The 13,480-nt window shown below is 73.8% G+C and carries 12 protein-coding genes and 1 pseudogene; 8 read left to right on the forward strand and 5 right to left on the reverse strand.

The features are described from left to right. Positions 1 to 94: 94 nt before the first annotated feature. Positions 95 to 997 (reverse strand): NADP-dependent oxidoreductase, encoded by a 903-nt coding sequence (locus HD597_RS16890; RefSeq protein WP_253743268.1) that lies wholly within the window; start codon positions 995 to 997, stop codon positions 95 to 97. Positions 998 to 1,064: 67 nt separating this feature from the next. Beyond that, complete coding sequence (locus HD597_RS16895; protein ID WP_253743270.1) at positions 1,065 to 1,271, reverse strand: hypothetical protein; 207 nt, start codon at positions 1,269 to 1,271, stop codon at positions 1,065 to 1,067. A gap of 217 nt (positions 1,272 to 1,488) precedes the next feature. On the opposite strand from HD597_RS16895, the gene HD597_RS16900 reads away from it, so the two are divergent. From HD597_RS16900 to HD597_RS16915, 4 genes are all read left to right on the forward strand, one after another. Continuing rightward, positions 1,489 to 2,304: a putative protein N(5)-glutamine methyltransferase gene (locus HD597_RS16900; protein WP_253743272.1), complete on the forward strand. Its 816-nt coding sequence runs from the start codon at positions 1,489 to 1,491 to the stop codon at positions 2,302 to 2,304. 87 nt (positions 2,305 to 2,391) lie between these two features. After that, positions 2,392 to 3,012, forward strand: a complete 621-nt coding sequence (locus HD597_RS16905; RefSeq protein ID WP_253743274.1) for a TetR/AcrR family transcriptional regulator C-terminal domain-containing protein — start codon at positions 2,392 to 2,394, stop codon at positions 3,010 to 3,012. Between the two features lie 24 nt (positions 3,013 to 3,036). Continuing rightward, positions 3,037 to 4,920, forward strand: a complete 1,884-nt coding sequence (locus tag HD597_RS16910; protein ID WP_253743276.1) for a DUF6528 family protein — start codon at positions 3,037 to 3,039, stop codon at positions 4,918 to 4,920. Positions 4,921 to 5,126: 206 nt separating this feature from the next. After that, positions 5,127 to 6,176 carry an esterase-like activity of phytase family protein gene (locus HD597_RS16915; protein WP_253743278.1) on the forward strand — a complete coding sequence of 350 codons (1,050 nt, stop codon included), beginning with the start codon at positions 5,127 to 5,129 and terminating at the stop codon, positions 6,174 to 6,176. Between the two features lie 13 nt (positions 6,177 to 6,189). Here the strand turns inward: HD597_RS16915 and HD597_RS16925 are convergent, their stop codons facing one another. Both HD597_RS16925 and HD597_RS16930 read right to left on the reverse strand, forming a co-directional pair. Next, positions 6,190 to 9,105, reverse strand: coding sequence for a pyridoxamine 5'-phosphate oxidase family protein (locus HD597_RS16925; RefSeq protein WP_308210631.1), 2,916 nt, complete (start codon positions 9,103 to 9,105; stop codon positions 6,190 to 6,192). 149 nt (positions 9,106 to 9,254) lie between these two features. Beyond that, positions 9,255 to 10,004, reverse strand: coding sequence for an HAD family hydrolase (locus HD597_RS16930; RefSeq protein WP_253743284.1), 750 nt, complete (start codon positions 10,002 to 10,004; stop codon positions 9,255 to 9,257). 167 nt (positions 10,005 to 10,171) lie between these two features. Between HD597_RS16930 and HD597_RS64500 the strand changes: the two genes are divergently transcribed. The 4 genes and pseudogenes from HD597_RS64500 to HD597_RS16945 all read left to right on the forward strand — a co-directional run bounded on the left by HD597_RS64500 (position 10,172) and on the right by HD597_RS16945 (position 12,964). Next, positions 10,172 to 11,032, forward strand: coding sequence for a hypothetical protein (locus HD597_RS64500; protein WP_276082941.1), 861 nt, complete (start codon positions 10,172 to 10,174; stop codon positions 11,030 to 11,032). Between the two features lie 26 nt (positions 11,033 to 11,058). After that, a pseudogene (locus HD597_RS64505) lies at positions 11,059 to 11,268 on the forward strand (pentapeptide repeat-containing protein); the annotation flags it as partial. Between the two features lie 89 nt (positions 11,269 to 11,357). Beyond that, positions 11,358 to 11,945: a TetR family transcriptional regulator gene (locus HD597_RS16940; RefSeq protein WP_253743285.1), complete on the forward strand. Its 588-nt coding sequence runs from the start codon at positions 11,358 to 11,360 to the stop codon at positions 11,943 to 11,945. A gap of 131 nt (positions 11,946 to 12,076) precedes the next feature. After that, the gene (locus HD597_RS16945) at positions 12,077 to 12,964 is read left to right on the forward strand and encodes an ABC transporter permease (protein WP_253743286.1); all 888 of its coding nucleotides are present in this window, start codon (positions 12,077 to 12,079) and stop codon (positions 12,962 to 12,964) included. Between the two features lie 4 nt (positions 12,965 to 12,968). Here the strand turns inward: HD597_RS16945 and HD597_RS16950 are convergent, their stop codons facing one another. Continuing rightward, positions 12,969 to 13,421 (reverse strand): Lrp/AsnC family transcriptional regulator, encoded by a 453-nt coding sequence (locus HD597_RS16950; RefSeq protein ID WP_253743287.1) that lies wholly within the window; start codon positions 13,419 to 13,421, stop codon positions 12,969 to 12,971. Positions 13,422 to 13,480: the final 59 nt, after the last annotated feature.

The following is a 13,480-nucleotide window of genomic DNA, read 5'->3' on the forward strand; positions in this document are numbered from 1 at the left end:
CAATCGTGCTCTGTCCGAGTACGCTGTCCGGGCCTCCAGGCGGTTAACCAGGGGCGTTCTCAAGCCCTGGCGATGATTCGCCCATCGCAGGGCATCAGGCGACCCGGATGATCGTCTTGCCGCGGGCCGCGAACGCGGCGGGCGCCTCGGCCAGCGGGCGCACGGCCGTGACGAGCACGCGGAGCCGGTCCTCCCGCAGCCGGCGGGCCAGGTCCGCGAGCCGGGCGCGATCGGCTTCGACGACGAAGAAGATCGCCCGGCCGTTGCCGGGCAGGACCGACGGCGGCGCGGCGATGGTGACGAGGGTGCCGCCGGGGCGCACCAGGGCGGCGGAGCGGTCCAGGACGTCGCCGCCGATCACGTCGAGCACCAGATCGACCTGACCGGCGTCCTCCAGGCGCCCGGTCTCCAGGTCCAGGAAGGCGTCCACGCCCAGGCCGAGCGCCGTGGGCCTGTCCCCGGCCCGGCCGGTGCCGATCACCCGGGCTCCCGCCTCGCGCGCGAGCTGCACCGCGATCGAGCCGACGGCGCCCGCGGCGCCGTGGATCAGCACGGTCTGCCCGGCGGTGAGGCGGCCGTGGTCGAACAGCGCCTGCCACGCGGTCAGGCCCGAGATCGGCAGGGCGGCGGCCACGGTGTGGTCGATGTCGGCCGGCAGCGGCGCCAGGTTGCGCGCCTCCACCGCCACGTACTCGGCCAGCGAGCCGTTGCGGGTCCAGTCGGTCAGCCCGAACACCCGCTGTCCCACGCTCAGGCCGGTGGTCCCGTACCCCAGGTCCGCCACCGTCCCGGACACCTCGTGCCCGGGCACGCTCGGTGTGCGGTCGCGGCCCGCGCGGTCCGCCCACGTTCCCGGCCAGTCGAGCTCTCCCCGGGTGAACCCCGCGGCGTGCACCCGCACGATCACGTCGTTCTCGGCGGCGTGCGGGTAGGGCTCCTCGGTCAGCGAGAGCCCGGCCAGACCGGCGGCCCGGTCCCGGACGGTGATGGCTTGCATGACGGCTCCTCGCCGGTGATGTAAGAGATCGAGCAGGGCGAACGTACCCAGCGGCGCGGCAGTTCGATCAGGGCCGGCCCTCCGGCCGCCGGACCGCCAGGCCGGTCAGCACGAGGGCGCCGGCCACGCACAGCCATCCGAACACCTCGCCGATCGCCCGGTACGGGGCGGCGGAGCCGCGGACGGGCACCTCGGAGAGGACGACGTGCCGGCCACCGCGCTCGTGGACGGGCTCGCTCAGCGTCCGCCCCTGCCGTGACCGGAGCTCGCACAAGTCGTGACCGTGCCGCGCACACGACGACGGGACACGGGGCGCGGGCCCGTCCGGCGGGGATGCGGCGGGCTGATACTGTGGCGGTCTCGTACGTGGGATCGTCCTCGGGAGGTGAGACCCATTACCGCTGTGTCAGTCCGGGTGCTCCCCTCGCGAAGTGCGGCCCACAAGGAATAGGTGACCGCGGGAGCGCCCATCGGCATCCCGAAAGGCTCCCATGTCGGTTTTTTCGTCATCTATCAGTACTGCTGCCATCATCGCCCGCCTCCGCGCCGCCGGATGCGTCTTCGCCGAGGACGAGGCGGAGCTGCTCCTGTCCGCCGCGCCCACCCCTGCCGACCTCGACGCCATGGTGGCGCGCAGGGTGGCAGGCGAACCGCTCGAACACGTCCTGGGCTGGGCGGAGTTCTGCGGCCTGCGGGTGTACGTGGAGCCGGGGGTGTTCGTGCCCCGGCCGCGCACCGGGTTCCTCATCGAGGCGGCCGTGGGGCTGGCGCGCGAGGTCGCGGGCACGCCGGTGGTCCTGGACCTGTGCTGCGGCACGGGCGCCATGGGCGCGGCGGTGGCGGCGGCCCTGCCGCATGCCGAGCTGCACGCCGCCGATCTCGACCCCGCCGCCGTCCGCTGCGCCCGGCGCAACCTCGCGGGGACGGCGACGGTCCACGAGGGCGACCTGTACGACCCGCTGCCCGCCTCGCTGCGCGGCCGGGTGGACATCCTGATCGCCAGCCCCCCGTACGTGCCGACGGAGTCGGTGGGCCTGCTGCCTCCTGAAGCCCGCCTGCACGAGCCGCTGCACGCGCTGGACGGCGGCTCCGACGGGCTGGACGTGGTGCGGCGGGTGATCGGCGGCGCGCCCGGCTGGCTCGCGCCGGGCGGGTGGCTGCTGGTGGAGACCAGCGAGCGCCAGGCGGCGGCGACCGCCGAGGCCGTACGCGCCGCTGGGCTGGCGGTCCGGGTGGCCACCTCCGGCGACCTGGACGCGACGGCGGTGATCGGCACGCGCGAGGACGACCCGGACACGACGGCGTGATCGGCGGGCGCGAACGACGACCTGGACTCGACGGCGTGGTCGGCGGACGCGGAGCCCGATGACTTAGCGGTGTTAAGGTGATCCGCGATGGCACAGAAGGGACTGGCGCGGGACACCGTCGTGCGGGCGGCGCTCGAGCTGCTCGACGAGGCCGGCCTGGAAGGCCTGTCCGTGCGCCGCCTCGCCGCCCGCCTGGGCGTCCAGAACCCGGCGCTCTACTGGCACTTCCGCAACAAGCAGGAGCTGCTCGACGAGATGGCCCGGGAGCTGCTCGCCCATGACATGGGCGGGCCGGCCGAGGGCGAGGGCTGGCGGGAGTGGCTGGCCCGGCGCGCGCACCGCTACCGGCGCACGCTGCTCAGCCACCGCGACGGCGCGCGGCTGGTCGCCGCCGGCGACCCGGGGCCCGGCGTGGCCAGGAGCTTCGAGGAGGAGCTCAGGACGCTGACCGGGCTCGGTTTCACCCCGGCGCGGGGCCTGCACGCGATCACCGCGATCAGCCACTACACGCTCGGCTTCGTGCTGAACGAGCAGGCCCGCCTCGACCGGCGAGGCCGCGGCGACAGCCCCGGCCTGGCCGCGTACGCCACGGACTACCCGCTCACGGTCGAGGGGGTCAGGACGGGCGGCGCGCCGACGAGCGACGAGGCGTTCGCGCACGGCCTGCGGCTCATCCTCGACGGTGTCGCCGCCTCGGCCCCCACCTGATTCCCCCGGTCAAGGAGGCAGTGGATGCGGTTGTTATCGATGGTCGCGGTCATGCTGGTGAGCATGGGGGCGCCCGCGGGCCCCGCGGCGGCGGCCCCGGGCGACTACTGGGTGGTGGGAGGCGACCAGACGGGCAGGCGGCTGATCGCCTTCGACCCCGCCGTGGCCGACTGGAACGGCACCGCCGCCGTGAGATGGGCGTGGCAGCCCAGCGTGACGCCCGGCCGGTTCACCGCCGACGAGGTCTCGGCGTTCGGCCTCATCGCCGACTTCAAGCTGCGCGAGCGGCCGTCCGGGGCCAAGAGCGTCGTGGTCGCCGCCGGCGGCAGCCGGGGCGTCGCGGCCGTCGTCTCCTACCCTGACGGCGTGCGGCAGTGGGCGCGGATCCTGCCCGGCAACCTGCACGCCGCCGAGCTGCTGCCCGACGGCAACCTCGCGGTGGCCGCCTCCACCGGCGGCTGGGTCAGGGTGTACGCCTCCTCCCAGGGGCCCGACGCCGCCACGTACGCCGAGTACAGGCTGGCCGACGCGCACGCCGCCCTGTGGGACCCGGCGATCAGGCGGCTGTGGGTGATCGGCCGGGATTCCGCCACCGCGCAGCCCATCCTGACCGCGCTCGCGGTCGAGGGCACCCCCGCCCGGCCCACCCTGCGCGAGGACACCTCGCGCAGGGCCGTGCTCCCGACGCCGCACGGCCACGACGTGTACGGCCACGCCCACGACCCGGGCAGGCTCTGGCTTACGACGGGCTCGGCCGCCTACCTGTACGACAAGATCACCAAGACCTTCATCCCCGCCGGGAGCGGCGCGAGCAGGGGCGCCGTCAAGTCCATCGGCAACCAGCCCTCAGGCCAGATCGTGCAGACGCGGGCCGACTCCGCCAAGACGCCCCCGGGATCGTGCACGGCCAGCACCTGGTGCACCGACACCGTCGACTTCTTCGGCCCCGCCATGACCCGCCGGCGCACCGGCGCGGCCTTCTACAAGGCGCGGGTGTGGAGCCCGTACTACGGCGCCGAGGACCGGAGCCTGCGCGGCACGGTCTGGGGCCGCACGCGCGGCGCGTCCGGCGCGTGGGACGCGAGCGCCGCCCGGATCGACGGCAACGGCGGCATCTCCGGCGTGGCGGTGGCCGCGCTGCCCGACGGGAGCCTGCACGTGCTCACGGTGGTGCCGGGCAGCGGCGTGTGGGACCGGGGCCGCAGCCCGGCCGGGGTGTGGGACGAGCACGCCGTCAAGATCGACAGCAATGGCGACGTCTCGGACGTGTCGGCTGCGGCCCTGCCCGACGGCACGCTGCACGTCCAGACCGTCGTGCCCGGCTCCGGGGTGTGGAACCGGGTGCGCGGCGCGGCGGGCGCGTGGGCGGCGAGCGCGACGAAGATCGACGAGAACGGCGACGTCTCGGACGTGTCCGCCGCCGGCCTGCCCGACGGCAGCCTGCACGTGCAGACCGTCGTGCCGGGGGCCGGGATCTGGGACCGCACCCGCAGCGCCGCCGGCGCCTGGGCGGGCAGCTCGGTGAAGATCTCCGCCGACGGCTCGGTGGCCGCGATCTCGTCCGCCGCGCTGCCCGACGGGAGCCTGCACGTGCAGAGCGCGGTGCCCGGCTCCGGGGTGTGGACGCTGGCGCGCGGCGCGACCGGGACGTGGCAGCCCGCCCCCGTCCGCATCGACGCCAACGGCTCGGTGAGCGCCCTGGCCGCGGCCGCCCTGCCGGACGGCACGCTGCACGTGCAGACCGTCGTGCCCGCGTACGGCGTCTGGACCCGGGCGCGCGGCGCGGCGGGTGCGTGGGCGGCGAGCGCGACGAAGATCGACGGCAACGGCAGCGTTCTCGGCGCCTCGGCGGCCGGCCTGCGCGACGGGAGCCTGCACCTGGTCACCCTGCCCGACATCGAGCAGTGATTTGCGCCTTTTGCAGTGCGGCATGCGGTTGGTTTCTTCGTGGACTTCTCCGGTGAGACGCGCTTTCATTTCCTCCGTCGAATTCCGAGACGGAGGAACAATTGGCGCGTACACGGAGAAGTGCACGGAGAATTACGGGGATCGCCCTCGCTCTCGCGGTGGTGGCGGGCACGGCTCCGCCCGCTGCGGCCGCCCCGCGGGAGCCAGTGCGGATCACCCGCTTCCTCGGCGAGCAGCGCATCCCGTACCTGGTGAAGTTCGAGGGCACGACCGTGGGCGGCCTGTCGGGCTTCGACCACGACCCGCGCACCGGCGCCTGGTACTTCGTCTCCGACGACCGCTGGCGCTACGGCCCCGCCCGCTTCTACACCGGCCGCCTGGCCATCGACCCGACGACGGGCGGCTTCACCGGCGTGCGGCTGACCGGCGTCACCACGCTGACCAGGCCGGACGGGACACCGTACCCGGCCTACGGCAAGCCGGGCTCGGCCGACCCCGAGTCGATCCGGGTCGACCGGTGGAGCGGGCGGCTGCTGTGGGGCGACGAGGGCGACCGGCCCGACCGCGCGAATCCGGATATTCCCATCTCCCATTCCACAGTGCGCGGAATGAACCTCGAAGGGCGCGAGGTCGCTGATTTGCCGGTGCCGTCGAATTTGCGCTTCGAGAGCACGGAAAGCGGGCCGCGCCGCAATTTCGGATTCGAGGGGGTGGCCGTCACCGCACGCGCCGTCACCGCCGTGACCGAGGGCCCGCGCTACGAGGACGGCCCGACGCCGACGGCGGGCGGCGGCTCGGTGACGCGGCTGACTGTGTGGGACCGCAAGGGCCGCACCCGCGCCCAGTACGCCTACCCGCTCGACGCCCTGGCGGCCCCGCCGAGCCCGCCGGAGGGCCAGAGCGACAGCGGCGTGTCGGAGCTGCTGGCCATCGACGACCACCGGTACCTGGCACTCGAACGGTCCTGGATCCAGGGCGTGGGATACCGGGCCAAGCTGTACGAGATCGACCTGCGCGGCGCCTCGAACGTCCTCGGCCGCGACTCGCTGACGCAGGCCGGCAGGTACCGGCCGGTCACCAAGCGGCTGGTCCAGGACCTCGGCCGGTTCCGCCCGCCGGTGCAGAACCTGGAGGGCATGGCCTGGGGCCCCCGGCTGGCGAGCGGCGAGTGCACGCTGGTGATCGGCTCCGACGACAACTTCTCCGAGGAGGAGGTGACGCAGTTCATGGCCTTCGCCGTCACGGGCTGCCGCTGACCCGCGTGCCCCCTCAGATGCCGTGGATGCGGCGCCCGGTGATCTGCTGGGGGACGATGCGGATGTAGAGCTGCCGCTCGCCCCCGGCCCACGGGGTGACGCCCGTGCCGGCCGCGCCGTCCGCCTCCTCCGCCGGCACGTGGTGCGCGGGCCCCTGGACCAGCACGCTCCACCCCTCCCGTCTGGTCTCGTCGAAGTTGTCGATCTCGAAGGCGATCAGGATGTCGACCCCTTCCAGCCCGGTGCGCAGGTCCTGGTCCATGGCCCCGCCCGCGGCGGTGCGGAAGACGATGGAGCCCTCGTGCACCTTGTAGTTGACCGGCAGCACCGTCGGCCCGTGCGAGCCGTTGAACGCCACCCGCCCGATCCCGCCGGGCGCGATCAGCCGCCGGCACTCCTGCTCGTCCAGCGTCTCCAGCGACGGGTGGGCCATGGCGGGCCCGCGCCCCGGCGGCCGGTCCTGGCCCCCGCCCAGCAGGTCCTCCACCGTCGTGCCCAGCGCGTCCGCCAGCCGATAGAGCGCTCCGGTGTCGGGTGTGTCGGCGTTCTCCTCCAGATATTTCAGGTAACCGGGTGACATGTCCGCGCGCTCGGCGACCTGCTCGCGGGTCAGCCCGAGGCGCTCGCGGTGGTGGATGACGCGACGGCCGAGATCCCCTGTGCCTGTCATGATGACTTCCCCTCTGCCATAGGTACGGCGTGCGGCGCCGTTGAGCCGGGCCTCGTGATGGTCGGCGTCGATGAACACCTGACGCCCCCGGTAGCGGATCGGCATGGACACCAGCCCGAGCTCGCCGGGCAGCAGCGGGTCCAGCCGCAGCCCGTCGCGCCTGACTTCCAAGCCCAGATAGCAGCGCTGCAGCAGGTCGAGCGTGCCGCCCATGGCGCCCAGATGGATGCCTTCCGCGGTGGTGCCGCCCTGGACGTCCCTGATGTCGCTGTGCAGGGCCTCGGTGAAGAAGCGCCACGACTGCGCCCGGTTCGAGCGCGCCAGCACCCAGGCGTGCACGACGGCGCTGAGCGTGGAGCCGTGGCTGGTGCGCCGCAGGTAGTAGGAGACGGTGCGGGGGATGAGATCCGGATCGGGCGGATAGCCGAGCCGCTCCAGGATGCCGGTCAGCTCGTCGCCGGTCAGCAGGTAGCACAGCATGAGGGTGTCGGCCTGCTTGGACGCCTTGTACCGGTTGACGTCGTCGCCGTCGGCCTCCAGCGCCCGGTCCAGGCGGCGCACGCCGGCGTAGCGGTCCCAGTCGAGCTCCAGCAGGTCGGCGTACCCGGTGAACTGGCTGATCACGCCGTCGTGGAAGTCGACCCGCAGGCGGCGGCCGAGCGCGTCCCAGCGGTCCAGCTCCGCGGCGGCCGGGGCCAGGTCGGGGGCCAGCGCGGCGGTGTCGCGGGCGCGCGCCATCAGCCACGCGGTCATGACGTTGGTGTAGGCGTTGTTGTCCAGGCCGGGGACGGACGCGCCCGGATAGGCGTCGTGGTACTCGTCGGGGCCCATGACCCCGCGGATCTCGTACCGGTCGCCGGCGGGGACGGCCAGCGAGGCGAAGAACCTGGCAATGTCGAGCAGCAGCTCGGCGCACCACGGCGGCATGGAGCCGGTGGCCAGGTAGTGGTGCCACACGTTGTAGGCGACGGCCAGGCCGACGTGCCGCTGCAGCCGGGAGTGGTCGGGCAGCCAGCGGCCGGAGGCGGGGTTGAGGTGCAGGACCTGGCTCTCCTCGCGGCCGTCGCTGCCGCTCTGCCACGGGAACATCGCGCCGTCGTGGCCGGCCTCCCTGGCCGCGTCCCGCGCCTCGGGCAGCCGCCGCCAGCGGTAGCGCAGCAGCCCGCGCGAGATCTGCGGGAAGCGCAGGTCCAGCCAGGGCTGCACGAACAGCTCGTCCCAGAACACGTGCCCCCGGTACGCCTCGCCGTGCAGCCCCCGGGCGGGCACCCCGGCGTCCAGGTCGGCCGTGTGCGGGGACAGCGTCTGCAGCAGATGGAAGATGTGCAGGTGCACGACCAGCGACAGCTCGGGGCCGTCCACGTCGAGCCTGGCCCGCCGCCACAGCCGCTCCCACGCCGCCTCGTGCCGCGCCAGCAGCTCCGCGAACGGCGGCGCCCGGCGCACGTGCCGCAGCGCCGACGAGCGCGGATCGTGGCTGGCCGGATCGCGCGAGGACGCCAGTGCCACGACCTTCGTGAGCTCGGCCGGCACGCCCTCGGCCAGGTCGAGCACGTGGTCGGAGGTGATGTGACCGGCGCCGAGCGCCGGCCTGGCGGGCACGCCTGCGTCGATCCTGGCGGCCAGCGCCACGACGACGTGCGAGTTGCGGGTGCGCGCCGTCAGCCAGGCCAGGTCGTCCTCCGAGCCGGTCGCGTGCCCGGTGAGGTGGTCGCCGCGCAGGTCGCGGTAGCGGGCCACGCCCTCGTTGCGCACCCGGCCCTCCAGCGTGGCGCGCACGCGCAGCGGGCCCGACCAGTTCTCCGCGGTGAACGTGGTCTGCATCGCCGCCAGGTACGGGTCCGCCATCGACACCAGGCGGCGCTGGCGTACCCGGGTGACCCGGCCCTCGCCGTCGCGCCAGCGCAGCTCCCGCACCAGCACGCCGCGGCGCAGGTCCAGCTCGTGCCGGTAGAGCGGCAGGTCGGCCCGCTCGGGCCGGAACCAGCCGGAGCCGGGCGTGGCGAACGTCAGCGGCAGCCAGTCGGGCAGGTTGACGAGGTCCTCGTTCGTCACGGTGTGGCCGGCCACCACCGAGTCGAGCCGGTCGTAGCAGCCCGCCAGGTACGTGCCCGGCGTGCGCGGCTCCCCGTCGGGAGTGGCGCCGCGCGTGGCGAACCGGCCGTTGCCCAGCGTGCACAGCGCCTCGCGCAGCCCCTCGCCCGCGGGCTCGAAACCCTCGTAGACGAGCGTCCAGGCGTCCGGCGCGACGGCGTTCATCGTCGGCTCACGGGCGCATTCGAGATGGCGTTCGTCGTCGGCTCACGGGCGCACTCGCGACGGCGTTCATCGTCTCGGCTCACGGGCAGGTTCGCGATCGCGTTCATCGGCAGCTCACGGCAGACGGCCCGTCACGTCCGCGCGGGCGTTCATCTGCGGCCCACGGGCACGCGGCCCGTCACGTCGGCGTCGGCCAGGTCGGCGACGACCGCGCCGGCCCCGGCCGCCAGCATCGCGGCGGCCTGCGTGTCGCTCCTGTCCACGGCGACGACCTGCCCGAACCCGCCCCTGCGCCCGGCCTCCACACCCGGCAGCGCGTCCTCCACGATCGCCACGTCGCCGGGCGGCAGCTCCAGCCGCCGCGCCGCCTCCAGGAACAGCGCGGGATCCGGCTTGCCCGGCAGGCCCAGCCGGGCCGCGTCGTTGCCGTCCACCAGCACGTCGAACAGGTGCAGCAGCCCCGCGGACGACACGACCGCCCGGCAGTGCCTGCTCGCCGACACCACCCCCGTACGGCAGCCGCGCTGCCGCAGGTCGTGCAGCAGCGCCACCGTGGCGGGGAAGGCGGCCACGCCGTGCTGGCGGATCTGCTCCATGAACAGCCCGTCCTTGGCCAATCCCAGCCCGTGCACGGTCGGCGCGCCCGGCTCGTCGCCCGGCCCGCCCTCGGGCAGCGAGATGCCGCGCGAGGCCAGGAACGTGCGCACGCCGTCGAGCCGCGGCCGGCCGTCCACATGGGTGAGATAGTCGGCGCGGATGTCGAAGGGCGCCGAGCGCCCCCTGAGGAAGGCGTCGAAGACGTGCTTCCACGCCGCGGCGTGCACCCGGGCCGTGTCGGTGACCACGCCGTCGGTGTCGAAGACGACGGCGCGCAAGCTGGTCAGATCGAAGGTGGCCATGTCTGGACGCTACCCGCGCACGCGGCGCCCAGCCATGGCCGCCGGACCTCGTGACCCAGGACCTGCGGCCCGTCTCACGGGAAGCGGGAGCAGCCAGTGGGTACGTCTGTCACCAGGCCGCGCCACACGAACCCCCGAACCCCACCGGCCCTGGCAGGAGGCGCCGCATGAGAGCGTTGACCGTAGGAGTGTTGTCGTTGCTCGCCGTGCTGGGGGCAGTTGTGGCGGGTTGCGGCGACGCCGGGCCGCCGCGCGCGCCGGACACCGCCACGCTGAGCTCCTCACCCGCCCCCACCCCCACCTCGCCGGGCCCCAACTCGCCGGACCCGACCTCGCCGGACCCGACCTCACCCGCCCCCACCTCGCCTGCGGGCACCACCCCGAAGGCCCGGCCCGGCCCGGGTGAGACCCTGATCGCCGGCCGCTACCAGCCGTTGTGGCCGTTCTCCAGCCCGGAGGAGGCGGCGGCCTGGCAGCGCGAGTACCGGGCGAGCGGCCACGAGCCGTGGCACCTCGACGCCCGCCGCACCGCGATCGCCTTCAGCCGCGACTTCCTCGGCTTCGCCGACATCGACCGCGCCGTCAAGACCGTGACGGACGGCCCGCACGCCCGCGTGCACGTCGGCTTCCGCGCGGAGGACGCCTCCCGGCCGCTGGTGGCGGCCGTCGTGCACCTCATGAGGTACGGGCCCGGCCAGGACGCCCCCTGGGAGGTGGTCGGCACCGACGACACCACGCTCTCCCTGACCAGGCCCGCGTACGGCGCCGCCGTCGGCTCCCCGGTGACCGTCGGCGGCCGTATCACCGGCGTGGACGAGAGCATCAGGGTCCAGGTCCGCCACCCGGGCTCGGACGCCCCGGTGGGGGAGCGGTGCTGCCTGCCCGCCGGAGGGGAGAACGCGGCCTGGTCGGCGCGGGTCTCGTTCACGGCGCAGCCGGGGCGGACGATGACCATCGTCGCTTCCACCGGCGGTCACGTGGCCGAGGTCGAGCGGTTCGCGGTGACAGGCGTCACGTCGCCGTCCTGAGAGGCGCCGTCCTGAGAGGCGCCGTCCTGACAGGCGCCGTCCTGAGAGGCGCCGTCCTGAGAGGCGCCGTCCTGAGAGGCGCCGTCCTGACAGGCGCCGTCCTGAGAGGCGCCGTCCTGAGAGGCGCCGTCCTGACAGGCGCCGTCCTGACAGGCGCCGTCCTGAGAGGCGCCGTCCTGACAGGCGCCGTCCTGACAGGCGCCGTCCTGACAGGCGCCGTTGCGGCAGGCGCTGCCCTGACAGGCGCCGTCGTGGCGGGCGGCGTCCTGGCGGGGGAGCTGCTAGTTTATAAACGCGCATTCACTAAACTCGGGGGGAACCGATCATGGGCAGGCCCCGCACCACCAGCGACGAGGCGATCCTGGGCGCGACCGCCCGCGCGATCGGCCGGCACGGCCCGCAGGGGCTCACGCTGGCCGCCGTCGCCCAGGAGGCCGGGCTGTCGCCGGCCACGCTGGTGCAGCGGTTCGGCTCGAAGCGCGGCCTGCTCCTGGCGTTCGCCGCCGACGCCGCCCGCACCGCGGCCGAGCCGTACGAGCGGGCCCGCCGGGAGCACGCCTCGCCGCTGGCCGCCCTGCGCGCCGCGCTCGTGCACCTGGCGGAAGGCGTGTCCACGCCCGAGGAGCTGTCGGGCAGCCTCGGGTTCCTGCAGCTCGACCTGACCGACCCCGACTTCCGCGCGCACGCGGCCGAGCACGCCCGCCGCACCCGCGACGAGATCGCCGCCCTGCTGGCCGCCGCGGTGGCGGCGGGGGAGCTGGTCGAAGAGGCGGAGGCGGGCCCGCTGGCCCGGGCGGTGCAGACGGCCTACAACGGCGCCCTCATCCTGTGGGCGCTGACCGGTGACGGCACGCTGCCCGACGCGATGCGCGACGCCCTGGGGCAGGCGCTGCGCCCGTACCTCGCCGGATGAGGCGCTCGACTGCGCGACGCACCGGCCCGGGACTGGACCGGCGCCCCCCGCCACGGGGCATGATCGAGCATGCAAGAACCCTTCGATCACCGGGCGGGCCGGCGCGGTGACCGCAACGCTTCGAGGTGCTCATGAGCCAAGTGGAAGACCCCGCACCCCAGTCGCTGGCCGAGCTGGCCCGCAGGCACGGGCTCCGGCCCGCCATCGCGCGCCCCGGCTTCCCCGTCTACCTGCGCCAGCTCTGGCAGCGGCGGCACTTCGTGCTGACGTACGCGACCTCGCGCAACGTCTCCAAGTACTCCGGCTCGGCGCTGGGCCAGCTCTGGCAGGTCATCACCCCGCTGCTGAACGCCGCCATCTACTACGTGATGTTCGGCCTCATCCTCGGCGGCAGCAAGGGCATCGAGAACTATCCGGCGTTCCTGCTGACCGGGATGTTCGTGTTCACCTACACGCAGCGCACGGTCACGGCCGGAGCCAAGTCGATCTCCGGCAACCTGTCGCTGATCCGTGCCCTGCACTTCCCGCGGGCCTCGCTGCCGCTGGCGTACACGATCCAGGAGCTGCAGCAGCTCGTCATCTCCATGGGCGTGCTGCTGGTCATCGTGGTGATCACCGACGAGCCGCCGACGCTGCTCTGGCTGATGATCCCGCTCGTGCTGGTGCTGCAGACGATGTTCAACGTCGGTGCGGGGCTGATCCTGGCCAGGCTCGGCGCCTCGCTGCGCGACCTCAACCAGCTGCTGCCGTTCATCATGCGGACGTGGCTGTACGCCTCCGGCGTGTTCTTCGCCATCCACGACAAGGTGGTCAACAGCGCGGGGCTGCCCGAATGGGTGGCCACCGCCATGTACCTGAACCCGGCCGCCTCCTACATCGAGTGGATGCGGGACATCCTCATCGCCAGCCACACCCCGCCGCAGATGGTGTGGATCTCGTGCCTGGTGTGGGCGGTCGCCGCGCTCGTGGGCGGGTTCTGGTACTTCTGGCGGGCCGAGGACCGGTACGGGCGGGGCTGACGGGTCATCGGGGCGGGGTCATCGGGCCGCGGTAGGGCAGGGGCTGGCTGTAGACGAGGTTGGTCGTGGTGCTGCCGAACCGGGCGAGCTCGTCGACGATGCTCTCGAGGTGCGCCATGGAGCCCGCCGCCACCTTCAGCGTGTAGCAGTCCTCGCCGGTGGTGCGCAGGCACTCCAGGATCTCCGTGCGCTCGCCGAACAGGCGGCGCAGCGGCTCGTGCCGGTTGCCCGGGTACTTCAGGCGCACGACGGCCAGGATGGCGTAGCCGACCCTGGTGAGATCGACGTCGGCCCGGTAGCCGGAGATGACGCCCAGCGCCTCCAGCCGTCTGACGCGCTCGGTGGTGGCCGAGGCGCTGAGATTGACCCGGCGGCCCAGCTCGGTGAAGGGGATGCGGCCGTCCCGCTGGACCTCCGCCAGGATCGACCAGTCGGTCTCGTCGAGTTCCTCGGTCATCTCGCCAAACTACCGGCAGATTCCCGGCCATCGGCCGTCAAGGCCGTGAAGAAGGCCTT

The organism is Nonomuraea thailandensis, from assembly GCF_024172165.1.
In the GTDB taxonomy this organism is placed as follows: Bacteria; Actinomycetota; Actinomycetes; order Streptosporangiales; family Streptosporangiaceae; genus Nonomuraea; species Nonomuraea thailandensis.

Coding starts and splice junctions, on each gene's coding strand:
- HD597_RS16890 (WP_253743268.1), bottom strand. CDS start 997: ATGCAAGCCATCACCGTCCGGGACCGGGCCGCCGGTCTGGCCGGGCTC.
- HD597_RS16900 (WP_253743272.1), top strand. CDS start 1,489: ATGTCGGTTTTTTCGTCATCTATCAGTACTGCTGCCATCATCGCCCGC.
- HD597_RS16905 (WP_253743274.1), top strand. CDS start 2,392: ATGGCACAGAAGGGACTGGCGCGGGACACCGTCGTGCGGGCGGCGCTC.
- HD597_RS16910 (WP_253743276.1), top strand. CDS start 3,037: ATGCGGTTGTTATCGATGGTCGCGGTCATGCTGGTGAGCATGGGGGCG.
- HD597_RS16925 (WP_308210631.1), bottom strand. CDS start 9,105: ATGAACGCCGTCGCGCCGGACGCCTGGACGCTCGTCTACGAGGGTTTC.
- HD597_RS16930 (WP_253743284.1), bottom strand. CDS start 10,004: ATGGCCACCTTCGATCTGACCAGCTTGCGCGCCGTCGTCTTCGACACC.
- HD597_RS64500 (WP_276082941.1), top strand. CDS start 10,172: ATGAGAGCGTTGACCGTAGGAGTGTTGTCGTTGCTCGCCGTGCTGGGG.
- HD597_RS16940 (WP_253743285.1), top strand. CDS start 11,358: ATGGGCAGGCCCCGCACCACCAGCGACGAGGCGATCCTGGGCGCGACC.
- HD597_RS16945 (WP_253743286.1), top strand. CDS start 12,077: ATGAGCCAAGTGGAAGACCCCGCACCCCAGTCGCTGGCCGAGCTGGCC.
- HD597_RS16950 (WP_253743287.1), bottom strand. CDS start 13,421: ATGACCGAGGAACTCGACGAGACCGACTGGTCGATCCTGGCGGAGGTC.